The sequence below is a fragment of the Streptomyces huasconensis genome, from assembly GCF_021028635.1.
Taxonomy (GTDB): domain Bacteria; phylum Actinomycetota; class Actinomycetes; order Streptomycetales; family Streptomycetaceae; genus Streptomyces; species Streptomyces huasconensis.
The window spans coordinates 1,202,488-1,224,427 of sequence record NZ_CP086119.1 but is presented as its reverse complement, the minus strand read 5'-3'; the positions used below and the strand labels follow the sequence as shown (position 1 = coordinate 1,224,427).

Annotated in this window: 19 protein-coding genes; 14 read left to right on the top strand and 5 right to left on the bottom strand. The window is 72.4% G+C overall.

Translation table 11 applies throughout. From position 1 onward, the window contains the following. Positions 1–46 precede the first annotated feature (46 nt). The 3 genes from coaBC to J2N69_RS05400 all read left to right on the top strand — a co-directional run bounded on the left by coaBC (position 47) and on the right by J2N69_RS05400 (position 5,102). Positions 47–1,249 carry a bifunctional phosphopantothenoylcysteine decarboxylase/phosphopantothenate--cysteine ligase CoaBC gene (coaBC, locus tag J2N69_RS05410; RefSeq protein WP_230904592.1) on the top strand — a complete coding sequence of 401 codons (1,203 nt, stop codon included), beginning with the start codon at positions 47–49 and terminating at the stop codon, positions 1,247–1,249. Positions 1,250–1,607: 358 nt separating this feature from the next. Further along, complete coding sequence (gene metK / locus J2N69_RS05405) at positions 1,608–2,816, top strand: methionine adenosyltransferase (RefSeq protein ID WP_205038754.1); 1,209 nt, start codon at positions 1,608–1,610, stop codon at positions 2,814–2,816. A 102-nt stretch (positions 2,817–2,918) separates the two neighbouring features. Further along, the gene (locus J2N69_RS05400; RefSeq protein WP_230899716.1) at positions 2,919–5,102 is read left to right on the top strand and encodes a primosomal protein N'; all 2,184 of its coding nucleotides are present in this window, start codon (positions 2,919–2,921) and stop codon (positions 5,100–5,102) included. 223 nt (positions 5,103–5,325) lie between these two features. On the opposite strand, the gene J2N69_RS05395 is transcribed toward J2N69_RS05400, so the two are convergent. Continuing rightward, positions 5,326–5,880 (bottom strand): hypothetical protein, encoded by a 555-nt coding sequence (locus tag J2N69_RS05395; protein WP_230899715.1) that lies wholly within the window; start codon positions 5,878–5,880, stop codon positions 5,326–5,328. A gap of 264 nt (positions 5,881–6,144) precedes the next feature. Here J2N69_RS05395 and fmt point away from each other — a divergent pair, with 264 nt between their 5' ends. From fmt to J2N69_RS05365, 6 genes are all read left to right on the top strand, one after another. Beyond that, the gene (fmt, locus tag J2N69_RS05390; protein WP_230899714.1) at positions 6,145–7,089 is read left to right on the top strand and encodes a methionyl-tRNA formyltransferase; all 945 of its coding nucleotides are present in this window, start codon (positions 6,145–6,147) and stop codon (positions 7,087–7,089) included. 33 nt (positions 7,090–7,122) lie between these two features. Beyond that, positions 7,123–8,619 (top strand): RsmB/NOP family class I SAM-dependent RNA methyltransferase, encoded by a 1,497-nt coding sequence (locus J2N69_RS05385; RefSeq protein ID WP_408056674.1) that lies wholly within the window; start codon positions 7,123–7,125, stop codon positions 8,617–8,619. 109 nt (positions 8,620–8,728) lie between these two features. After that, the gene (gene rpe / locus J2N69_RS05380) at positions 8,729–9,415 is read left to right on the top strand and encodes a ribulose-phosphate 3-epimerase (protein ID WP_230899713.1); all 687 of its coding nucleotides are present in this window, start codon (positions 8,729–8,731) and stop codon (positions 9,413–9,415) included. Positions 9,416–9,493: 78 nt separating this feature from the next. After that, complete coding sequence (locus J2N69_RS05375) at positions 9,494–10,546, top strand: sugar-binding transcriptional regulator (protein ID WP_055526616.1); 1,053 nt, start codon at positions 9,494–9,496, stop codon at positions 10,544–10,546. Between the two features lie 90 nt (positions 10,547–10,636). After that, entirely contained in the window at positions 10,637–11,029 is a 393-nt protein-coding gene (locus J2N69_RS05370; RefSeq protein WP_230899712.1) for a guanyl-specific ribonuclease, read from the top strand. Beyond that, positions 11,029–11,427 (top strand): barstar family protein, encoded by a 399-nt coding sequence (locus J2N69_RS05365; RefSeq protein WP_230899711.1) that lies wholly within the window; start codon positions 11,029–11,031, stop codon positions 11,425–11,427. The genes J2N69_RS05370 and J2N69_RS05365 overlap by 1 nt, the downstream gene beginning before the upstream one ends. A gap of 70 nt (positions 11,428–11,497) precedes the next feature. On the opposite strand, the gene rfbB is transcribed toward J2N69_RS05365, so the two are convergent. Next, positions 11,498–12,472, bottom strand: a complete 975-nt coding sequence (rfbB, locus tag J2N69_RS05360; RefSeq protein WP_230899710.1) for a dTDP-glucose 4,6-dehydratase — start codon at positions 12,470–12,472, stop codon at positions 11,498–11,500. Positions 12,473–12,790: 318 nt separating this feature from the next. Here rfbB and J2N69_RS05355 point away from each other — a divergent pair, with 318 nt between their 5' ends. From J2N69_RS05355 to J2N69_RS05345, 3 genes are all read left to right on the top strand, one after another. Beyond that, positions 12,791–14,257 (top strand): GuaB1 family IMP dehydrogenase-related protein, encoded by a 1,467-nt coding sequence (locus J2N69_RS05355; protein WP_230899709.1) that lies wholly within the window; start codon positions 12,791–12,793, stop codon positions 14,255–14,257. A gap of 304 nt (positions 14,258–14,561) precedes the next feature. After that, positions 14,562–16,031, top strand: a complete 1,470-nt coding sequence (locus J2N69_RS05350; RefSeq protein ID WP_230899708.1) for an amino acid permease — start codon at positions 14,562–14,564, stop codon at positions 16,029–16,031. Between the two features lie 10 nt (positions 16,032–16,041). After that, on the top strand, positions 16,042–16,497 hold the full coding sequence (locus tag J2N69_RS05345; protein WP_230899707.1) for an Lrp/AsnC family transcriptional regulator: 456 nt from the start codon (positions 16,042–16,044) through the stop codon (positions 16,495–16,497). A gap of 109 nt (positions 16,498–16,606) precedes the next feature. Here the strand turns inward: J2N69_RS05345 and J2N69_RS05340 are convergent, their stop codons facing one another. Then, positions 16,607–17,236, bottom strand: coding sequence for a Repetin (locus J2N69_RS05340; protein WP_230899706.1), 630 nt, complete (start codon positions 17,234–17,236; stop codon positions 16,607–16,609). 324 nt (positions 17,237–17,560) lie between these two features. Between J2N69_RS05340 and J2N69_RS05335 the strand changes: the two genes are divergently transcribed. Together J2N69_RS05335 and J2N69_RS05330 are read left to right on the top strand one after the other, a co-directional pair. After that, on the top strand, positions 17,561–18,358 hold the full coding sequence (locus J2N69_RS05335) for a carbon-nitrogen hydrolase family protein (protein ID WP_230899705.1): 798 nt from the start codon (positions 17,561–17,563) through the stop codon (positions 18,356–18,358). 50 nt (positions 18,359–18,408) lie between these two features. Beyond that, complete coding sequence (locus tag J2N69_RS05330; protein ID WP_230899704.1) at positions 18,409–20,100, top strand: flavin monoamine oxidase family protein; 1,692 nt, start codon at positions 18,409–18,411, stop codon at positions 20,098–20,100. Positions 20,101–20,126: 26 nt separating this feature from the next. On the opposite strand, the gene J2N69_RS05325 is transcribed toward J2N69_RS05330, so the two are convergent. Together J2N69_RS05325 and J2N69_RS05320 are read right to left on the bottom strand one after the other, a co-directional pair. Beyond that, a complete protein-coding gene (locus J2N69_RS05325) occupies positions 20,127–21,056 on the bottom strand; it encodes an LLM class F420-dependent oxidoreductase (RefSeq protein WP_230899703.1) in 930 nt (309 codons plus the stop codon). 51 nt (positions 21,057–21,107) lie between these two features. Then, the gene (locus J2N69_RS05320) at positions 21,108–21,812 is read right to left on the bottom strand and encodes a DUF5995 family protein (protein WP_230899702.1); all 705 of its coding nucleotides are present in this window, start codon (positions 21,810–21,812) and stop codon (positions 21,108–21,110) included. Positions 21,813–21,940: the final 128 nt, after the last annotated feature.

Here is a 21,940-nt window from a genome sequence, read left to right as displayed (position 1 = left end):
GTCGTACGTCTTCGAGGACGAGGACGCGGAGTGCGGGGAGGCACGGGTGAGCAAGCCCAACGTCGTTCTGGGGGTCAGCGGTGGCATCGCCGCCTACAAGGCCTGCGAGCTGCTGCGGCGGCTGACCGAGTCGGGCCATGACGTGCGCGTCGTGCCGACCGCGTCGGCGCTGCACTTCGTCGGTGCCGCGACCTGGTCCGCGCTCTCCGGCCACCCCGTCTCGACCGAGGTCTGGTCGGACGTCCACGAGGTGCCGCACGTCCGCATCGGCCAGCACGCCGACCTCGTGATCGTCGCCCCCGCCACCGCCGACATGCTCGCCAAGGCGGCGCACGGCCTCGCCGACGACCTCCTCACCAACACGCTCCTCACCGCCCGATGTCCGGTGGTCTTCGCCCCGGCCATGCACACGGAGATGTGGGAGCACCCGGCCACCCAGGAGAACGTCGCCACGCTGCGCCGCCGCGGCGCCCTGGTCATCGAGCCCGCCGTCGGCCGCCTCACCGGCGTCGACACCGGCAAGGGCCGCTTCCCCGACCCCGCGGAACTCTTCGAGGTCGTACGCCGTGTCCTCGCGCGCGGCGACCTGACCCGGGACCTCGCCGGACGCCACGTCGTCGTCAGCGCCGGTGGGACCCGGGAGCCCCTCGACCCGGTGCGCTTCCTCGGCAACCGCTCCTCCGGCAAGCAGGGCTACGCGCTCGCCCGCAGCGCGGCGGCGCGCGGCGCCCGCGTCACGCTCGTGGCGGCGAACGCGGCCCTGCCGGACCCGGCGGGCGTCGACGTCGTGCCGGTCGGCACGGCCGTGCAGCTGCGCGAGGCCGTCCTGAAGGCCGCGGCCGACGCCGACGCCGTCGTGATGGCCGCCGCCGTGGCCGACTTCCGGCCCGAGACGTACGCGGCGGGCAAGATCAAGAAGAAGGACGGCCAGGGACCGGCGCCCATCGCCCTGGTCCGCAACCCCGACATCCTCGCCGAGATCGCGGGGGAGCGGGCGCGCCCCGGCCAGGTGATCGTCGGCTTCGCCGCCGAGACGGACGACGTCCTCGCCAACGGCCGCGCCAAGCTCGCCCGCAAGGGGTGCGACCTGCTGGTCGTCAACGAGGTCGGCGAGCGCAAGACGTTCGGCGCGGAGGAGAACGAGGCCGTGGTGCTGGGCGCGGACGGCAGCGAGACGGTGGTGCCGTACGGGCCGAAGGAAGCGCTCGCGGACGTGGTGTGGGACCTGGTGGCGGAACGGTTGTCCTGAGGGAGGCCGAGGAAGCGGCTGTCGTCTTTCCTCGTCTTTCCGTCCGCCGTCTTTCGTCTCTCGGCGGAACTCAGCCACAATGCGACGCGTTACTTGACGGGAACCACCGGCGGGGCTCAATGTCATCTCCGTCCCGGCAGGGGCCTCAAACCCGGGGAAATCGGGCGCGAGACCCTCTGGTGGAGACTGATCGTCGTACCGCACAATGCAGTGCCGCAGGTCACAGGGCTCCCAAGTGGCGAGACATGTGGTCCGGCGGACGAGTGTGACCGATAAACTGGTCTCGGACGACGTCGGGCGCAGCTCCCGGCCGTTCACCAATGATCAGACAGCAGCCGCTGCAACCACAGGGAGCGATGTGTCCCGGCGCCTCTTCACCTCGGAGTCTGTGACCGAGGGTCACCCCGACAAGATCGCTGACCAGATCAGCGACACCATTCTCGACGCGCTTCTGCGGGAGGACCCGACGTCCCGGGTCGCCGTGGAGACGCTGATCACCACCGGCCTCGTCCACGTGGCCGGCGAGGTCACGACGAAGGCGTACGCGCCGATCGCGCAGCTCGTGCGCGACAAGATCCTCGAGATCGGTTACGACTCCTCGAAGAAGGGCTTCGACGGCGCCTCCTGCGGCGTGTCGGTGTCCATCGGCTCGCAGTCGCCCGACATCGCGCAGGGCGTCGACACGGCGTACGAGCAGCGCGTCGAAGGCGACGAGGACGAGCTGGACAAGCAGGGCGCGGGCGACCAGGGCCTGATGTTCGGCTACGCCTGCGACGAGACGCCGGAGCTGATGCCGCTCCCGATCCACCTCGCGCACCGCCTCTCGCGGCGCCTGTCCGAGGTGCGCAAGAACGGGACGATCCCGTACCTGCGCCCCGACGGCAAGACCCAGGTCACCATCGAGTACGACGGCGACAAGGCCGTCCGCCTCGACACGGTCGTGGTCTCCTCGCAGCACGCGAGCGACATCGACCTGGACTCGCTCCTCGCTCCCGACATCCGTGAGTTCGTGGTCGAGCCCGAGCTGAAGGCCCTCCTCGAGGACGGCATCAAGCTGGAGACCGAGGGCTACCGCCTCCTGGTGAACCCCACCGGCCGCTTCGAGATCGGCGGCCCGATGGGCGACGCCGGCCTCACCGGCCGCAAGATCATCATCGACACGTACGGCGGCATGGCCCGCCACGGCGGCGGTGCCTTCTCCGGCAAGGACCCGTCCAAGGTCGACCGCTCGGCCGCCTACGCGATGCGCTGGGTCGCCAAGAACGTCGTCGCGGCCGGCCTCGCGGCCCGCTGCGAGGTCCAGGTGGCCTACGCCATCGGCAAGGCCGAGCCGGTGGGCCTGTTCGTCGAGACCTTCGGCACGGCCACGGTCGACACCGACAAGATCGAGACGGCCATCGCCGAGGTCTTCGACCTGCGCCCGGCCGCGATCATCCGCGACCTCGACCTGCTCCGCCCGATCTACTCGCAGACCGCCGCGTACGGCCACTTCGGCCGGGCGATCCCCGACTTCACGTGGGAGCGCACGGACCGCGTGGACGCGCTGCGGAAGGCGGCGGGGCTGTAGTTCAGGCGCGTTCGGTTTGTGGTGAGGCCCGGTATCCCTTGGGGGTGCCGGGCCTCGGCCGTCTTTGCGGCGCTGTCAGTGCCGTCTGGTAGGAATGCTGCTGTGAGCAGCGAGAACGGGTCGGGTGTGGGTGAGGGTGCCGGGGGTGGGGTGCCTGAGGCCGAGCAGCTCGCGTTGATTCGGGAGAGCGTGCGGGGGGCCAAGGTGCCGCGGGCCAAGCCGCGGACGTGGCGGGGGGCCGCGTTGGCCAAGGAGTTGCCCGTGGCGCGGGTGCTGGTCGACAAGGGAGTGCTGCATCTCGACCGGTACTTCGACTATGCCGTCCCCGAGGAGCTGGACGCGGTCGCTCAGCCCGGGGTCCGGGTCCGGGTGCGCTTCGGGGCCGGGTCGCGGAACGTGCGCGAGGGCCGGCGCGAGGGCGGTGGGCTGATCGACGGGTTCATCGTCGAGCGGTGCGCCGAGAGCGAGTACAGCGGGCCGCTGGCAGCCCTGGCGCAGGTCGTCTCGCCGGAACAGGTGCTCGACTCCGGGCTCCTGGAGCTGGCCCGCGCCGTCGCCGACCGGTACGCGGGCAGTCTCGCCGATGTGCTCCAGCTGGCGGTGCCGCCCCGGCACGCGCGCGCCGAGTCCCGGGCGGCCGCCGCCCCTCCGGCGCCACCGGCCGCCCCGGACGCGGGGACCTGGCGGCGGTACGGGCACGGGGCCGAGTTCCTCGAGGCGCTGGCCTCGGGCGGGTCGCCCCGCGCGGTGTGGACCGCGCTGCCCGGGCCCCAGTGGGCCGAGGAGATCGCCCGCGCCGTGCAGGCCACGCTTGCCTCGGGGCGGGGCGCGCTCGTCGTCGTACCGACCGGGCGGCCCGCCGCGCGCGTGGACGCCGCGCTCACCGCGCTCCTCGGGGAGGGGCAGCACGCGGTGCTGACCGCCGACGCCGGGCAGGAGCGGCGCTACCGGGAGTGGCTGGCGGTGCGGCGCGGTGAGGTGCGGGCCGTCGTCGGGACGCGGGCCGCCATGTTCGCGCCCGTACGGGACCTCGGGCTGGTGGTCGTCTGGGACGACGGCGATTCCAATCACAGCGAGGACCGCGCCCCCTTTCCGCATGTGCGGGAGGTGCTGGAGCTGCGGGCGACACGCGACAAGTGCGGTTTCCTGCTGGGCAGTTGGAGTTGTACGGTCGAGGCCGCCCAGCTCGTCGAGAGCGGCTGGGCGGCGCCCCTGGTCGCCGGCCGCGAGCAGGTCCGGGGCGCGGCGCCGCTCGTCCGCACCGTCGGCGACGGAGACCTCGCCCGCGACGAGGCGGCGCGGGCCGCGCGGCTGCCGACGCTGGCCTGGCAGGTCGTACGGGAAGGGCTGAAGCACGGGCCCGTCCTGGTGCAGGTGCCCCGGCGCGGCTATGTGCCGCGGCTCGCGTGCGAGCGGTGCCGGGAGCCCGCGCGGTGCCGCCGGTGCGCCGGTCCGCTGGAGGCGCAGGAGGGCGTCGGCGCCGCTCTGCGGTGCGGCTGGTGCGGGGTGGAGGAGGCCGCCTGGCACTGCGATGCCTGCGGCGGCTTCAGGCTGCGGGCCCAGGTCGTGGGCGCGCGGCGGACGGCCGAGGAGTTGGGCCGGGCGTTCCCCGCGGTGCCGGTACGGACATCGGGGCGCGAGCAGGTGCTCGACACGGTGCCGGGAGCTCCCGCGCTGGTGGTGAGCACCCCCGGGGCGGAACCCGTCGCCGAGGGCGGTTATGCCGCCGCCCTGCTGCTGGACGGCTGGGCCATGCTGAGCCGCCCCGATCTGCGGGCGGGCGAGGACGCGCTGCGGCGGTGGATCGGTGCCGCCTCGCTCGTGCGTCCGCAGGGTGCGGGCGGCACCGTGGTGGTCGTCGCCGAGCCGACGCTGCGACCCGTGCAGGCGCTGGTGCGTTGGGACCCCGTGGGCCACGCCGTGCGGGAGCTCGCGGACCGGGCCGAGCTGGGCTTCCCCCCGGTGTCACGGATGGCGGCGGTCTCCGGGCCGCCGGAGGCGCTCGCGGGGTTCCTCGCCGGGGCCGAACTGCCGCCGGAAGCCGTGGTGTTGGGGCCCGTGCCGGTGCGGGACGCCGGTCCCGGCCCCACGCGGCGGCCCGGCGCGGCGCCCGCCGGTGAGCAGTGGGAGCGGGTGCTGATCCGCGTGCCACCGGGCAGCGGCGCCGCGCTCGCCGCCTCCCTGAAGGCGGCGCAGGCCGCGCGGATGGCCCGGGGGGCGAAGGGGGGCCGTGAGGGCGGCGGTGAGGCGGTGCGGATTCGGGTGGACCCGCTGGACATCGGCTGAGGGGGCCCGTGGTGGCCGCCCCACGCCCCCTCCACCCCTTCACCCGCGGCCCATATCCGTAGGCTCGCGGGTTGCCGGTGCGCCGACGGCCAGAGATCGGCGGCCGGGCAGAGGCGGGGGGGCGGACAGCACACGACTGCCCCCTCGCCGTGCCCACGGAGGCAGTGCGGCGAAGAGGCAGTCGTCGTAGAACTCGGGGGAGCCGGGTGGCGCGTGCCGCGGCTCAGCCGTTGCGCGGGCCCGGGAACGCGCTCGGCCGCGCTTCGTCGCGGAGTGTGGGGCTGCCCGCGGTCGGCTGGGTGGGCATCGTGCGGGCCGCGGGGACGGACGGCAGGGGAGCGCCGACCGGGACCGGACGGGTGGCCGTGGTCGTCGCGCTCGGCGCCGAGGCGTCCGTCGCCCGCTCCGCCTCGGCCGCCGCCTGCGCGGTGGCCCGCCGGGCGCCGTAACGGCGGTGGACCGCCTGCTTGGTGACCCCGAGCGCCGAGCCCACCGCGTCCCACGAGAAGCCGAGCGAGCGGTCGAAGTCCACCGCCGCGGTGACCAGCGTCTCGACGCTGTCCCGCAGTTCCTGGGCGAGGCGGACGGTCGGGGCGGGAGCCCGCCCGTACACGACGAAGCCCGCGGACGGGCTGGAGCGGCGCGGGCGGTAGACGTTGCCGAGCTGGGCGGTGAGGGTGCGCAGTGCGTCCACCTGCCGGCGGACCCGCTCGATGTCCCGCACCAGGAGGTGCAGGCTGGCCCGTGCCTGGGCGTCGTGGGTTGCGTGGTCGGCCATGAACAAGCCTCTCGAACCGGCGTTGAAAAGGATCGAGCCGCATCCGCGGCCCATTGTGGTCAACTCTTACTTGACCAACGCGCCAGCGCGTGTGGGGTCACGGTGCAGGGGCGTATGAGCATATGCACAGGGCGCGCGTCAGTTCGTACGCCCCCACATGCGTCAACCGCCGTCGCCCGGACGGCCGTCATGGGCGCGGCCCGCGAGCGGCCCATAGACTGGTGCGCTGCCGTCGCTCCCACCAGAGATCCGAGGTACCACCCAGTGAAGCTCGTCTTCGCAGGCACCCCTGAGGTCGCCGTCCCCGCGCTGGACGCCCTGATCGCCTCCGACCGGCACGAGGTCGCCGCCGTCGTGACCCGGCCGGACGCGCCCGCGGGCCGCGGCCGCAGGCTCGTCGCGAGCCCCGTGGCGGAGCGCGCGCAGGAGGCGGGCATCGAGGTGCTGAAGCCCGCGAAGCCACGGGACGAGGAGTTCCTGGCGCGGCTGCGGGAGATCGGGCCGGACTGCTGCCCCGTCGTCGCCTATGGAGCGCTGCTGCCCAAGGCCGCCCTCGACATCCCGGCCCACGGCTGGGTCAACCTGCACTTCTCGCTGCTGCCCGCCTGGCGCGGAGCCGCGCCCGTGCAGCACGCCGTGATGGCGGGCGACGAGATCACCGGCGCCTCTACCTTCCTGATCGAGCAGGGGCTCGACTCCGGGCCGGTGTACGGCACGGTCACGGAGGAGGTGCGGTCCACCGACACCAGCGGCGACCTGCTGACCCGCCTCGCCTTCGCGGGCTCCGGGCTGCTCGTGGCGACCATGGACGGCATCGCGGACGGCAGCCTCAAGGCGGTGCCCCAGCCGGCCGACGGCGTATCCCTCGCCCCGAAGCTCACCGTCGAGGACGCCCAGGTGGACTGGGCCGCGCCCGCCCTGCGCGTCGACCGCGTGGTGCGCGGCTGCACGCCCGCGCCCGGTGCCTGGACCGTCTTCCGCGGTGAGCGGCTGAAGATCATCCAGGCGGCGTTGGTGCCGGACCGCACGGACCTGGCCCCCGGTGAGCTGTCCGCCGCCAAGAACAACGTGTACGTCGGCTCCGGCTCGCACGCCGTCGAGCTGCTCTGGGTCCAGCCGCAGGGCAAGAAGCCGATGCCCGGTGCCGACTGGGCGCGTGGGGTGCGGATCGCCCCCGACGAGCGTCTGGGCGGCGGCGACGTAGGCTGAGTGGGTTCGACCCATTCCAGCAGCGGAGCACCTTTGAACGACCAGCCGAACCGGCGCCCCCGTAAGCCCTCCGGTAACCCGGTGAAGTCCGGCAAGCAGGGAGGCCCCGGGAAGTCCGGCAAGCCCGGCAAGCCGTACCGCCGGCCTCAGAAGGACCCCGTCCGCTTCCTCGCCTTCGAGGCGCTGCGGGCCGTGGACGAGCGGGACGCGTACGCGAACCTCGTCCTGCCGCCCCTGCTGCGCAAGGCCAGGGAGAAGGAGGGGCCCGAGAAGTTCGACGCGCGGGACGCGGCGCTCGCCACCGAACTCGTCTACGGCACGCTGCGCCGCCAGGGGACGTACGACGCGATCGTGGCGGCCTGCATCGACCGGCCCCTGCGCGAGGTCGACCCGCCCGTGCTCGACGTGCTGAACCTCGGTGTGCACCAGCTGCTCGGCACGCGCATCCCGACGCACGCCGCCGTCTCCGCCTCGGTGGAGCTGGCGCGCGTGGTGCTCGGCGACGGGCGGGCCAAGTTCGTCAACGCCGTGCTCCGCAAGGTCGCCCAGGACGACCTCGACGGGTGGGTGGCGAAGGTCGCGCCGCCCTACGACGAGGACCCCGAGGACCATCTCGCCGTCGTGCACTCGCACCCCCGGTGGGTCGTCTCGGCGCTGTGGGACGCGCTCGGCGGCGGCCGCGCCGGCATCGAGGACCTGCTCGAAGCCGACAACGAACGCCCCGAGGTCACGCTCGTCGCCCGCCCCGGCCGCTCCACCGCCGACGAGCTGCTCGACGCCGTGGGCGAGGAGTCGGCGCTGCCGGGCCGCTGGTCACCGTATGCCGTGCGGCTCACCGAGGGCGGTGAGCCCGGCCTGGTCGAGGCGGTGCGGGAGGGCCGCGCGGGGGTGCAGGACGAAGGCAGCCAGCTCGTCGCGCTCGCCCTCGCGAACGCCCCGCTCGACGGCCCCGACACGAAGTGGCTGGACGGCTGCGCGGGACCCGGCGGCAAGGCGGCCATGCTGGCCGGGCTCGCCGCGCAGCGCGGCGCCGCGCTGCTCGCCGCCGAGAAGCAGCCGCACCGGGCGGGCCTCGTCGCGAACGCCCTCGACGGCAACCCCGGCCCCTACCAGGTCATCGCCGCCGACGGCACCCGCCCGCCGTGGCGCCCCGGCACCTTCGACCGCGTCCTGATGGACGTGCCCTGCACCGGGCTCGGCGCGCTGCGCCGCCGCCCGGAGGCCCGCTGGCGCCGCCGCCCGCAGGACCTGGAGGGCTTCGCCCCGCTCCAACGCTCCCTGCTGCGCACGGCGTTGGAGTCCGTGCGGGTCGGCGGCATCGTCGGGTACGCCACCTGCTCACCGCACCTGGCGGAGACCCGCGCCGTCGTCGACGACGTCCTCAAGCACACCGGGGGCGGCGAACTGCTCGACGCGCGGCCGCTGCTGCCCGGCGTCCCGGCGCTGGGGGACGGCCCCGACGTACAGCTGTGGCCGCATCTGCACGGGACGGACGCGATGTATCTGGCGCTGATCAGGCGGACCGCGTGACGCCTCGGGCGCACTGACGCGGTGGGTGGGCCGATCCGGTGGGCCGCCGGACCGGTCCACCGCTCGGACCGGGGTCGGCGGCGTGCGCCGGGCATGGCAGGCTTGGGGCATGGCCGTGCAGATCAATCCCAGCATCCTGTCCGCGGACTTCGCCCGCCTCGCCGAGGAGGCCAAGGCCGTCGAAGGCGCCGACTGGCTCCATGTCGACGTGATGGACAACCACTTCGTCCCGAACCTGACCCTCGGCGTGCCGGTCGTGGAGTCGCTGGCCCGGGCGACGGACACCCCCCTCGACTGCCACCTGATGATCGAGGACCCCGACCGCTGGGCCCCGCAGTACGTCGAGGCGGGCGCCGGTTCCGTCACCTTCCACGCGGAGGCCGCCGCCGCGCCCGTCCGCCTCGCCCGCGAGATCCGCGCCAAGGGCGCCCGCGCCTCCATGGCGCTGAAGCCGGCGACGCCCATCGAGCCGTACGAGGACCTGCTCGGCGAGCTCGACATGCTGCTGATCATGACGGTCGAGCCGGGCTTCGGCGGCCAGGCGTTCCTGGACATCATGCTGCCCAAGATCCGCCGCACCCGCGAGCTGATCGGCAAGCACGGTCTGGAGCTGTGGCTCCAGGTCGACGGCGGTGTCTCGGCCGACACCATCGAGCGCTGCGCGGAGGCCGGCGCCGATGTCTTCGTCGCGGGCTCGGCCGTCTACGGCGCCAAGGACCCGGCAGAAGCGGTACGTTCATTGCGTGCCCAAGCGACGGCAAAGACCGCGTCAAGTGCCTGGGCGTGCGACCACTGAGCCACGGGAACGTGAACGCAGTCCCTCAGGGCTGATCAACTAGGCCGGATCTGCAAGGATGAACGGCGTACCCAGTTTGTGAACAGCAGTGAGGAGAGCGCCGTGTCGGCCATGTCGGCGGGTCGGTCAGCCATGCGGATGGGCCCCGCGGAGCTGGTGCAGGCGGCGGCCATGGCCCGCCGCTTCTACCTCGAGGGCAAGTCCAAGATCCAGATCGCCGAGGAGTTCGGCGTCAGCCGCTTCAAGGTGGCCCGGGTCCTGGAGACGGCCCTTGAGCGGGATCTCGTGCGCATCGAGATCCGGGTCCCGGCGGAGCTGGACGCCGAGCGCTCCGACGCGCTGCGCGCCCGCTACGGCCTGCGGCACGCCGTCGTCGTGGAGTCCCCGGCGCCCACCGACGAGATCGAGGACTCGCCCGACCCCGAGAACCTCGGCGAGGTCGCGGCGGATCTGCTCGGCGAGCTGGTCACCGAGGGCGACGTGCTCGGCCTCGCCTGGGGCCGCTCCACGATCCACATGGCGGCCGCGCTCGACCAGCTGCCGCCGTGCACGGTCGTCCAGCTGACCGGGGTGTACGACGCGGGGACCGCCGAGCGCGGCTCCGTGGAGGCGGTGCGCAGGGCCGCCCAGGTCTCCGGCGGCGAGGCCCACCCCATCTACGCGCCGATGCTCCTGCCGGACCCCGCCACCGCGGCGGCGCTGCGCAACCAGACCGGCATCGCCCGCGCCTTCGAGTACTTCGACAAGGTCACGGTCGCCGCGGTCTCCATCGGCTCTTGGGAGCCGGGCATCTCCACCGTCCACGACATGCTCAGCGACGAGGAGCGGGCGCACTACGCCTCGCTGGGCGTGGCCGCGGAGATGTCCGCGCACCTGTTCGACGCCGAGGGGCGTCGGGTGGGGCGGGACCTCGGCGAGCGGTGCATCACCGTCGAAGCGGATCGGCTTCGGCGGATTCCTGAGGTCGTCGCCATCGCGGGCGGGCAGCGCAAGGCCGCCGCCATTGACGCGGTGCTGCGGTCCGGGCTCGTCACCAGTCTGGTGACGGACACGGCGGCGGCCGATCAGCTGCTCGTCGCCGGGGCCGCGCCCCGGCCCGCGCTCAATCGGGCCGATCCGGACGGCAGCTGAGCGTCTGCGGGTCGTGGGGGCTGGTCGCGCAGTTCCCCGCCCCTCTTCGGGGCGCTGCCGAGCCGGGCCTGTCATGGCAGCATCTGTCCCATGTCGGTCAGGTTCATGCCCCGCGTGCTGGGGGCGCTGCTGCTCTGTCTCGCCGTCCTCGTGGGCGGGTGCTCCTCCGGCGACACCGGAGGGGACGCTCCCGCCTGGGCGCGCGGCATGGACACCGTCCAGGCCGACCGGCTGCCCGCCGAGGCACGGCGGACGCTGCGGCGCATCGATGACGGAGGTCCCTTCCCGTACGAGAAGGACGGCACCGTCTTCGGCAACTTCGAGCGGGAGCTGCCGCGCGAGAAGCGCGGTTACTACCGCGAGTACACCGTCCGCACCCCGGGCGAGCGGGGCCGCGGCCCCCGGCGGCTCGTCACCGGCAGCGGCGGCGAGATCTACTACACCGATGACCACTACGCGTCCTTCAAGGCGGTGCTGAGGTAATGCCCGGCGGTACTGACACCACGCCCGACCCGCTCGCGCCCGTGCTCGACGCGGCGCGCGGCGCGGGCTGGACCACCGCGGCGCTCTCCCTGACCGGGGTGCGGGACAAGGCGGCCTTCATGGAGCGCTGCGCCCGCGGCCTCGGCCTGCCCGACTGGTTCGGGCACAACTGGGACGCGCTCGCCGACTGCCTCGCCGACCTGTCCTGGGCGCCGCCCGCGCGCGGCCGGCTGCTCGTCGTCTCCGGCTGGCAGGAGTACGCGCGGGCCGCGCCCGAGGAGTGGGAGACCGCCCAGGAGGTGTTCTCCTCGGCCGTCGAGCACTGGCGGGGCGCGGAGACCGGCCTGGAGATCGTCCTCGCGCTCGGGCCGCCCGCGGCCGCGCGCGACGCGGGCTGAACCGCCCCCGCTGGAGAAGCCGTGCCGGCGCGCCGCGTCCGTGCCGGCTCCGACCGGCCTGCGCGGAGGGTCAGGCGTCCTCGCCCCACAGGCCCTGGTGGCGGCGGTACCAGTCGACGGTGGCCGCCAGCCCCTCGTCGAACGGCACCGCCGGCTTGTAGCCCAGGGCCCCGGAGATCTTGGAGGTGTCCATCGCGTACCGCCGGTCGTGCCCCTTGCGGTCGGCCACGCGCTCCACCATCGACTCGTCCAGGCCGAGCAGGTCGAGCAGCCGCCCGGTCAGCTCCCGGTTGGTCAGCTCCGTGCCGCCGCCCACGTTGTAGACCTCACCGGGTTCCCCGCCCCCGGCCACCAGTGCGACGCCGTGGCAGTGGTCGTCGACGTGCAGCCAGTCCCGGACGTTCGCACCGTCGCCGTACAGCGGCACCTTCCGGCCGGCCAGCAGGCGGGAGACGAACAGCGGGATGATCTTCTCGGGGTACTGGTACGGGCCGTACGTGTTGGAGCCACGGGTCAGGCAGACCGGCAGCCCGTGGGTGCGGTGAAAGGCGAGGACCAGGAGATCGGCCGAGGCCTTCGACGCCGCGTAGGGGGAGTTGGGGGAGAGGGGCTCCTCTTCCGTCCACGGTGTGCCGTCGGCGTCCAATGAGCCGTACACCTCGTCGGTCGAGACATGGACGAATTTCCCGACCTCCGCCTCCAGCGCGGCGGAAAGCAGCGTCTGCGTCCCGAGCACATTGGTCCGCACGAATTCCGCGGCCCCGGATATGGAGCGGTCGACGTGCGACTCGGCGGCGAAATGCACGACGAGATCGGTGTTCCGCAGCACGTCCCGCATCAGCTCCGTGTCGCAGATGTCGCCCTGGACGAAACGCACCCGAGGGTCCGCGAGGACCGGCGCGAGATTTTCCTTTCTGCCCGCATAGGTGAGCTTGTCCACGACGACCAACTCGGCGCCCGCGAGGGCCGGATACTGGTTCTGTACCGCCTGCCGGACGAAATGCGAGCCGATGAACCCCGCGCCCCCGGTGACAATGATGCGCACTGGACACCTTTCAGCTGGTCGGTTCCATCGGGTACGTACCGTCATCATCTATGGAGCGGCCTGCCGAAGCCAGGCCCGGGGAAGAGGAGGTCGCCGATGGGCACGCGAAACGGCGTCGCCCTGCCGTTGTACGCCCCCGGCCGAGCCGTCGGCTCGCCGAAGTGTTCGACCTCGGGTAACCTTTCGTCGTAAGGCAGGCCCACTGTCCTGCGCACCAGCCCCCGTACCTCCTGCTTGGAGGACCAGACATGGTCGGGGGCGTTTTGCTGTGTCTTCGTGGGAGTGACCTGCGCCGTTTCGCGTGAAAATGTGAGACTTATGCGTTTCCTTGAGCCCGGTACGGGGCGGCATGTATCAACTCCTCCGGTTCCCTACGACCTGACGTACGACGACGTCTTCATGGTCCCGAGGCGCTCCGCCGTCGGTTCCCGCCAGGGCGTCGACCTCACCTCGCCCGACGGCACCGGCACCACGATCCCGCTGGTCGTCGCCAACATGACCGCGATCGCCGGCCGCCGCATGGCCGAGACGGTCGCCCGTCGCGGCGGGCTGGTCGTCATCCCCCAGGACATCCCGATCGAGGTCGTCACCGAGGTCGTCTCCTGGGTCAAGACGCGCCACCACGTCCTGGACACCCCGATCGTCCTGGCTCCCACGCAGACGGTCGCGGACGCGCTCGCCCTGCTGCCCAAGCGCGCGCACAACGCCGGTGTCGTGGTCGACGCCGACCAGAAGCCCGTGGGCGTCGTCACCGACACCGACCTGAACGGCGTGGACCGCTTCACGCAGCTCTCCGAGGTCATGTCCAGGGACCTGCTGCTCCTGGACGCCGACATCGACCCGCGCGACGCGTTCAACAAGCTGGACCACGCCAACCGCCGCTACGCCCCCGCCGTGGACACGGACGGCCGCCTCGCCGGCATCCTGACCCGCACGGGCGCCCTGCGCGCGACCCTCTACACCCCGGCCGTCGACGCCAACGGCGGCCTGCGCATCGCCGCCGCCGTCGGCATCAACGGCGACGTGGCGGGCAAGGCCAAGCAGCTCCTCGACGCGGGCGTCGACACGCTCGTCGTGGACACCGCGCACGGCCACCAGGAGTCGATGATCGCCGCGGTCAAGGCCGTGCGCGCGCTCGACCCCCAGGTGCCGATCGTCGCGGGCAACATCGTCGCCGCCGAGGGCGTGCGCGACCTGATCGAGGCAGGCGCCGACATCATCAAGGTCGGCGTGGGCCCCGGCGCCATGTGCACCACGCGCATGATGACCGGCGTCGGCCGCCCGCAGTTCTCCGCGGTGTTCGAGTGCGCCGCCGAGGCGAAGAAGTACGGCAAGCACGTGTGGGCCGACGGCGGTGTCCGCCACCCCCGCGACGTCGCCATGGCGCTGGCCGCCGGCGCGTCGAACGTCATGATCGGCTCCTGGTTCGCGGGTACGTACGAGTCCCCGGGCGACCTCCAGCACGACGCCCAGGGCCGTGCCTACAAGGAGTCCTTCGGCATGGCCTCCGCCCGCGCGGTGCGCAACCGCACGAGCGAGGAGTCGGCGTACGACCGGGCCCGCAAGGCGCTCTTCGAAGAGGGCATCTCGACCTCCCGCATGTTCCTCGACCCGGCCCGCCCGGGCGTCGAGGACCTGATCGACTCGATCATCGCGGGCGTCCGCTCCTCCTGCACCTACGCCGGCGCTGCCTCCCTCGCGGAGTTCACCGAGAAGGCCACGGTCGGCATCCAGAGCGCCGCCGGATACGCGGAGGGCAAGCCGCTGCACGCCAGCTGGAGCTAGCCCCCTCCCACCTCGGTAAAGGCCCCCTCGGAACACTCCGAGGGGGCCTTTCGCGTCACCCGCCGCAGCGGGGGAACGCAACGGACGAAACGGGCCGCGCAACGAAGCCACGTATAACCGGAAAGTGCGCAATGATCAACTGGTGGTGCGCAAGGTTGCTGCATTACGGTCGGGAAGGCGCGGACCTTAGAGTCAGGCGCTGAACGTGGTGTGGCGGGGACTGCCTGCTCGGTGGTTCCCGTCTTCCGACGCGGGTGCCACGGGTCCTCGCCGCCGTGACCGGCAGTGATGAAGGAGCCAGCACGTGCTCGACCAAGGCGCACCCCCGCAGAACCGCCCAAGCCCGCCGGGACCCACCGGGCTCGGCGGCCGTTTGATGCGCCGCAAGCCGGTGGAACTCCTGATCGCGGAGGGTGGCCAGGGTGAGGGAGGCTCGCTTCGGCGCTCCCTCGGCATGTGGCAGCTCACCATGATCAGCATCGGTGCCACGCTCGGCACCGGCATCTTCGTCGTCCTCGGCGAGAGCGTCCCCAAGGCCGGCCCCGCCGTCACCATCGCCTTCGTGATCGCCGGACTCACCGCCCTCTTCTCGGCCCTCTCGTACGCGGAACTGGCGGGCTCCATACCCGTCGCCGGCTCCTCGTACTCGTACGCGTACGCAACGATGGGTGAACTCGTCGCCTGGGTCTGCGGCTGGTGCCTGGTCCTGGAGTACGGCGTCTCGGTCGCGGCCGTCGCCGTCGGCTGGGGCGAGTACCTGAACGAACTGCTCGACGGCACCATCGGCGTCACCATCCCGGACGCGCTCTCCGCCGCGCCCGGCGAGGTCGACGGCGCCATCATCAACCTGCCCGGCCTCATCGTCGTGCTGCTCGCCATGGTCTTCCTGCTCGGCGGCGCCAAGGAGTCGGCGACGGCCAACACGATCATGGTCATCGTGAAGATCGCCGCGCTCGTGCTCTTCTGCACCATCGGCTTCATGGGCTTCAAGTCCGGCAACTACGCGGACTTCATGCCGCTCGGCACGGCGGGCGTCAGCGCCGCCGCCGCGAGCCTCTTCTTCTCGTACATCGGCTTCGACGCCGCCTCCACCGCCGGTGAGGAGGCCAAGAACCCGCAGCGCGACCTGCCCCGCGCGATCATGCTCTCGCTGATCATCGTCACGGCCCTCTACGTCCTGGTCGCCGCCGTCGCCGTCGGCGCCTGGAACTGGAAGGACTTCGAGGGCTCCGAGGCCACGCTCGCCGCGATCATGAACGACGTCAGCGGCCAGACCTTCTGGGGCACGCTGCTCGCCGCCGGCGCGGTCATCTCCATCGCCTCCGTCGTCCTCACCGTGCTGTACGGCCAGACCCGTGTGCTCTTCGCCATGTCCCGTGACGGCCTGGTCCCCAAGGCCTTCGGCAAGGTCAGCAAGAAGACCGGCACGCCCCGCGTCAACACGGTCATCGTCTCGCTGTTCTGCGGCGCCCTCGCCTCGGTCATCCCGCTCGGCAAGCTCGTCGACGCCACCAGCATCGGCACGCTCTTCGCCTTCGGCCTGGTCAACATCGCCGTCATCGTGCTGCGCCAGACCCGGCCCGACATGCCGCGCACCTTCCGGGTGCCGCTCGGCTGGCTCTTCCCGGTGCTCGGCTTCGTCTTCTGCGCGTACAACATGTTCAGCCTCGACTCCGTGACGTGGGTCGTGTTCGGTGTCTGGATGGCCGTCGGCCTCGTGTTCTACTTCCTGTACGGCATGAGCCGCTCCCGATTGGCCACAGCAGAGAAGTGATCCACCCCCCGTGCGACTGAACGATCTCGACGAACGCATCGTGCACGCCCTCGCCGAGGACGCCCGCCGTTCCTACGCCGACATCGGCCAGCTGGTCGGACTCTCCGCGCCCGCCGTCAAGCGGCGCGTGGACCGGCTGCGGGCCACCGGAGCCATCACGGGCTTCACGGTGCGGGTGGACCCCGCGGCGCTCGGCTGGGAGACCGAGGGGTTCATCGAGATCTACTGTCGCCGCAATACCTCGCCGGAGGCGATCAAGCGGGGGCTCGAGCGGTATCCGGAAGTCGCGTCCGCGTCCACCGTCACGGGGGACGCGGACGCGATCGTCCAGGTGTTCGCCGCGGATATGCGGCATTTCGAGCGGGTGCTTGAGCGGATCGCGGGGGAGCCGTTCGTCGAGCGGACGAGGTCGGTGCTGGTGCTCTCGCCGCTCATGCGGAGGTTTTCTTCCGGGTCTCCGGCGTAGCTTTCCGCCTGCGGGTGGGTGGGTGCCTCCCGGGTTCCGGTTTGTTGGCTGCGGGGCCGTCGTGGCTGGTCGCGCAGTTCCCCGCGCGCCTTACGGGCCGCCCCTGCGGCTAGTTCGTTGTCGGGTACGGCACCTTCCACGGGGTGACGTGGAAATCGCCCGTGCCCTTTCTGACCTTCTCGTGCGGGGCCGAGCTGGTGCACTTCGGGAGGTTCTTCGTGCCGTCGGGGCCGCCCACGGCCGCCCAGCTGTAGCCGACGCGGTCGGTGCCGCCCGTGTCGTGGACCGTGAAGCCGACCCGGCCGCCCTTGATGTCCTTGAGGTTGGTGGCGGTGATGATCCCGGTCGCCGTGGCCACCTTGCCGCCGGTCATCAGGCAGTCAATGCGGCCCTTGGCCCAGCCGCCCTTGCCGCCGGGCTTGTCGAGGTGGACGAAGCGGAAGGTGCCGGTCGCCTTCGACGGGTCGCCGTTGTCCTGAGCCGCCAGGTGCGCGTCGAAGGTGAACGTCACGTCCTCCGTGGTCTTGCGGTACATCTTCGCCGAGCCGGTGAGCGCGGCGGCCTCGCGCTGCGCAGCTTTGTCGGCCTTGTGGGACGCTGCGGTCGCGGTGGTGGGGCGCGAGGCTTCGTCACCGGACGCGACGGCCACACCGGCCGCCCCCGCGGTCACGAGGAGCGCGGCGCACACCGCCAGGGCGCGGCGGCGGTCGAGGACGCGGTCGATGGTCGTACGGCTCATGGGAGGCCTTCCCTCTGCCAGGCGTTCACCCGGTCTCTCCGGGTGTCCTCACGCTCTCGCGGAACAGGGGTCCGGCACGTCCGGCCACGGGCGGGACTCCGCTTCCCCCGTGCGGCGGGGACGGCCGCCCGGGCCCTGCACCTGTGGGTGGACACCGCCCGGACGTGAGGCGCGTCTCCCCGCGCAATGAATCGCCGCCGATGGCCCGCCACGCGCAACAGATCGTGCGGCTGCCCGCAACGGTCGCGCCTTGTCCCGGCGAGGCCGCCGACCGTACCGTCTAACGGACCCCACCAGCCCTTCCCCATGCCCTGAGGATCAGCCATGCCTGCGCTGCGCACCGCCCTGCTCCAGAGTTCCGGGCACCTTGCATCCGTCGCCGAGAACCTCACGGCGCTCGACGAGGCGGCGGGGCGCGCGGCCGCCGCGGGGGCCGGGCTGCTGGCGGCTCCCGAGCTGTTCCTCACCGGGTACGCCATCGGCGACGACATCGCCCGCCTTGCCGAGCCCGCCGACGGGGCGTCCGCGCAGGCCATCGCCGAGATCGCCGTCCGGCACCGGGTCGGCGTCGCCTACGGCTACCCCGAGCGCGAGGGCGAGGCCGTCTTCAACTCCGTACAGCTGATCGGCCCGGACGGGTCCCGCCTGGCGAACTACCGCAAGACCCACCTCTTCGGCTGCTTCGAGCGCGACTCCTTCACCCCGGGGGAGCAGGCCGTGGTCCAGGCCGAGCTGGGCGGCGTCCGGGTCGGCCTCATGATCTGCTACGACGTGGAGTTCCCGGAGAACGTCCGCGCGCACGCCCTCGCGGGCACCGACCTCCTGATCGTTCCCACGGCGCAGATGCACCCCTTCCAGTTCGTCGCCGAGTCCGTCGTGCCGGTGCGCGCCTTCGAGAACCAGATGTACGTCGCGTACATCAACCGGGTCGGCCCGGAGGGGGAGTTCGAGTTCGTCGGCCTCTCCACGCTGGCCGGCCCCGACGGAGTGGCGCGCGCCCGTGCGGGCCGCGGCGAGGAACTGGTCTTCGGTGACGTGGACCCGCAGTTCCTGAGCGCCTCCCGCGCGAACAACCCCTACCTGCGCGACCGCCGCCCCGGCCTGTACGCGTCCCTCGTCTGAGTCAACCCCCCCCACCTGCCTTTCAGTTCCGCGCAAGGAGTCCGTACCCCATGACGTCCACGGTGCCCACCGCCATCCAGCACACCGACGCCCAGCCGCCGATCACCATGTTCGGCCCGGACTTCCCCTACGCGTACGACGACTACCTCGCGCACCCCGCGGGCCTCGGCCAGATACCCGCGACCGAGCACGGCACCGAGGTCGCCGTCATCGGCGGCGGCCTGTCCGGCATCGTCGCCGCGTACGAACTGATGAAGATGGGCCTCAAGCCCGTCGTCTACGAGGCCGACCAGATCGGCGGCCGACTGCGCACCGTCGGCTTCGAGGGCTGCGACCCGTCGCTCACCGCCGAGATGGGCGCGATGCGCTTCCCGCCGTCCTCGACGGCGCTCCAGCACTACATCGACCTGGTGGGCCTGAAGACGCGGGCGTTCCCGAACCCGCTCGCCGAGTCGACCCCCTCGACGGTGGTGGACCTCAAGGGCGAGTCGCACTACGCCGAGACGGTGGAGGACCTGCCGCAGGTCTACCGCGACGTGGCGAAGGCGTGGGCCGACTGCCTGGAGGAGGGCGCGGACTTCTCCGACATGAACCGCGCCCTGCGTGAGCGCGACGTGCCGAAGATCCGCGAGATCTGGTCCAAGCTCGTCGAGAAGCTCGACAACCAGACCTTCTACGGCTTCCTCTGCGACTCCGAGGCCTTCAAGTCCTTCCGGCACCGCGAGATCTTCGGCCAGGTCGGCTTCGGCACCGGCGGCTGGGACACCGACTTCCCGAACTCCATCCTGGAGATCCTGCGCGTCGTCTACACCGAGGCGGACGACCACCACCGCGGCATCGTCGGCGGCAGCCAGCAGCTGCCCCTGCGCCTGTGGGACCGCGAGCCGCAGAAGATCGTGCACTGGGCACCCGGTACGTCCCTGAAGTCGCTGCACGGCGGCGAGCCCAAGCCCGCCGTGACCCGCCTGACCCGCACCGCGGGCAACCGCGTCACCGTCACCGACGCCTCCGGCGACATCCGCACCTACCAGGCGGCGATCTTCACCGCCCAGTCCTGGATGCTGCTCTCCAAGATCGAGTGCGACGACTCGCTCTTCCCCATCGACCACTGGACGGCGATGGAGCGCACCCACTACATGGAGAGCTCGAAGCTCTTCGTGCCGGTCGACCGGCCGTTCTGGCTGGACAAGGATGAGCAGACCGGGCGTGACGTCATGTCGATGACGCTCACCGACCGCATGACGCGCGGCACGTACCTGCTCGACGACGGGCCGGACAAGCCCGCCGTCATCTGCCTCTCCTACACCTGGTGCGACGACAGCCTGAAGTGGCTGCCCCTGTCGGCGAACGAGCGCATGGAGGTCATGCTCAAGTCGCTCGGCGAGATCTACCCCAAGGTCGACATCCGCAGCCACATCATCGGCAACCCGGTGACGGTCTCGTGGGAGAACGAGCCCTACTTCATGGGCGCCTTCAAGGCGAACCTGCCGGGCCACTACCGCTACCAGCGGCGCCTGTTCACCCACTTCATGCAGGACCGCCTGCCCGAGGACAAGCGCGGCATCTTCCTCGCGGGCGACGACATCTCCTGGACGGCCGGCTGGGCCGAGGGCGCCATCCAGACCGCGCTGAACGCGGTGTGGGGCGTGATGCACCACTTCGGCGGGTCCACGGACGCCACCAACCCCGGCCCCGGCGACGTGTACGACGAGATCGCCCCGGTCGAGCTGCCGGAGGACTGACGGGCGGCGCCGGGCGGCCGGGTGCCTCAGACCCCGGCCGCCCGCGCGGCCTCGTACACCGCGGCGGCGACGTCCTCGAGCTCCTGGGCGTCCCTGGCCCCCGCCGCCAGTTCCAGCATGATCTCCTCGACCCCGACCGCCGCGTGCGCCGCCAGATCCTCGGCGATCTGCGCGGCGTCGCCCTGGAAGGGGGCGCGGCCCTCGCCGACGTGGGCCCTCGGCGTGTAGCGCGCGTTGGCCCGCACCACGCTCTGGACGGGCCGCGCACGGCCCCGCTCGGCGGCCGCCTCCCGCACCGCGGCCCACTGCGCGGCGAGGGCCTCGGCTCCCATGCCCACCGGCATCCAGCCGTCGGCCCGGTCCACGAGCCTGCGCAGCGCACGCGGGCTGTTCGCGGGCAGCAGGATCGGGATCGGCCGGGCGGGCTTGGGGCCGACCGCGGAGGGCGCGATGGTCGTCAACTCCCCTTCGTACGTCACCGGGTCGGGGCCCCACACCGCGCGGCAGACGTCGATCAGCTCGTCCAGGACCTTGCCGCGCCGGGCGAAGGGCGCCACCGACGCCGCCGCGTACTCGTCCACGGACCAGCCCGTGCCGAGGCCCGCGACGACCCGGCCGCCGCTCGCCGCGTCCAGCGTCGCCAGGGAGCGGGCGAGCTGGAAGGGCACGTGCAGCGGGGCGATCAGGACGCTGGTGCCGAGCCGGGCCCGTTCGGTGGCCGAGGCGGCGAGCGCCAGGGTGATCAGCGGGTCGGCGACCGAGCGGTAGTGATCGGGCCAGGCCCGGCCCGGGATGCCGTACAGGCCCTGCGTCGCGGGGTCGGGGTACAGGACGCGTTCGAAGACCCACAGGCTCGCGTAGCCGATGTCCTCGGCGGCCCGGGCCACCGCCGGGACGTCGCGTCCGATGTCGTACTGCCTGCCCTGCGGGAGGCTCAGTCCCAGTCGGGTCGCCATGCCTGTGCTCCTTCGCGTCGGGGCCGTCGACGCAACGTACAGCGACGACGGTCAGTCCGGCAGGGGCGTCAGCAGGATGCGGCCCACCAGCCCCACCGCCCCGTCCAGCCGCTCCCTGAACTCCTGTGCCACGCCCGGCAGTTCGCGCAGGGCCCACAGGGCGCGGGCCGTCCCCCACGCGCCGTCGCGGGCCCGTTCCAGGCTCCAGGAACCGGCCAGATGGGTCAGCGGATCACCGATCTGGAGGAGGTCGGGGCCGGGCATCAGCTCTTCGCGGATGCGCTCCTCCAGGGTGACGAGGATGTCGCCCACGCCGTCGAACTCGTCCTCCAGATCGGCCGGTTCGCAGCGGAGCGCACGGCAGGTGTCGACGAGGGCGAGCGCCAGATCGTGTCCGATGTGCGCGTTGATGCCCGCCAGGGCGAACTGCAGCGGATGGAGGCCGGGATGGTGCCGGTACTGGAACAGCGGGCGCCAGCAGGCGGGCGGCCGACGCTCTTCGGCCGCCGCGTCGACGGCCGCGAGATAGCGCTCGGCGAACCGGACGCCCAGCGTGGTCGCCGCCGGTACGTCCGGGAAGGCGCCGAGGCCGAGGTGGCGGCCGACCTCCTCGGTGACCGAGAGATAGATCCGGTTGAAGACGGCCACCCCGTCGCGCGGCGGCAAGTCGTCACCGAGCGCGCGCATCCGCGCCACCACGCCGTCGACCCCGCGCCCGGGGGCCCTGGACTCTGCGAACCGCTCCAACTGCGCCATGGGGGCAGGGTCGCAGCCCCGGCCCGGCCGGAACGCGGGCGCACCGGCCGCTTCCCCGAAACGAGGGACACGGGGTGACGGCCCACCTGGCTCGACCGCAAGCCGCCGCCGTCACCGTCGCCGCCGTC

Coding starts and splice junctions, on each gene's coding strand:
- J2N69_RS05395 (WP_230899715.1), bottom strand. CDS start 5,880: ATGGCCGACCACGCAACCCACGACGCCCAGGCACGGGCCAGCCTGCAC.
- rpe (WP_230899713.1), top strand. CDS start 8,729: ATGGCCGTGCAGATCAATCCCAGCATCCTGTCCGCGGACTTCGCCCGC.
- J2N69_RS05370 (WP_230899712.1), top strand. CDS start 10,637: ATGTCGGTCAGGTTCATGCCCCGCGTGCTGGGGGCGCTGCTGCTCTGT.
- J2N69_RS05365 (WP_230899711.1), top strand. CDS start 11,029: ATGCCCGGCGGTACTGACACCACGCCCGACCCGCTCGCGCCCGTGCTC.
- J2N69_RS05355 (WP_230899709.1), top strand. CDS start 12,791: ATGCGTTTCCTTGAGCCCGGTACGGGGCGGCATGTATCAACTCCTCCG.
- J2N69_RS05340 (WP_230899706.1), bottom strand. CDS start 17,236: ATGAGCCGTACGACCATCGACCGCGTCCTCGACCGCCGCCGCGCCCTG.
- J2N69_RS05335 (WP_230899705.1), top strand. CDS start 17,561: ATGCCTGCGCTGCGCACCGCCCTGCTCCAGAGTTCCGGGCACCTTGCA.
- J2N69_RS05330 (WP_230899704.1), top strand. CDS start 18,409: ATGACGTCCACGGTGCCCACCGCCATCCAGCACACCGACGCCCAGCCG.
- J2N69_RS05325 (WP_230899703.1), bottom strand. CDS start 21,056: ATGGCGACCCGACTGGGACTGAGCCTCCCGCAGGGCAGGCAGTACGAC.
- J2N69_RS05320 (WP_230899702.1), bottom strand. CDS start 21,812: ATGGCGCAGTTGGAGCGGTTCGCAGAGTCCAGGGCCCCCGGGCGCGGG.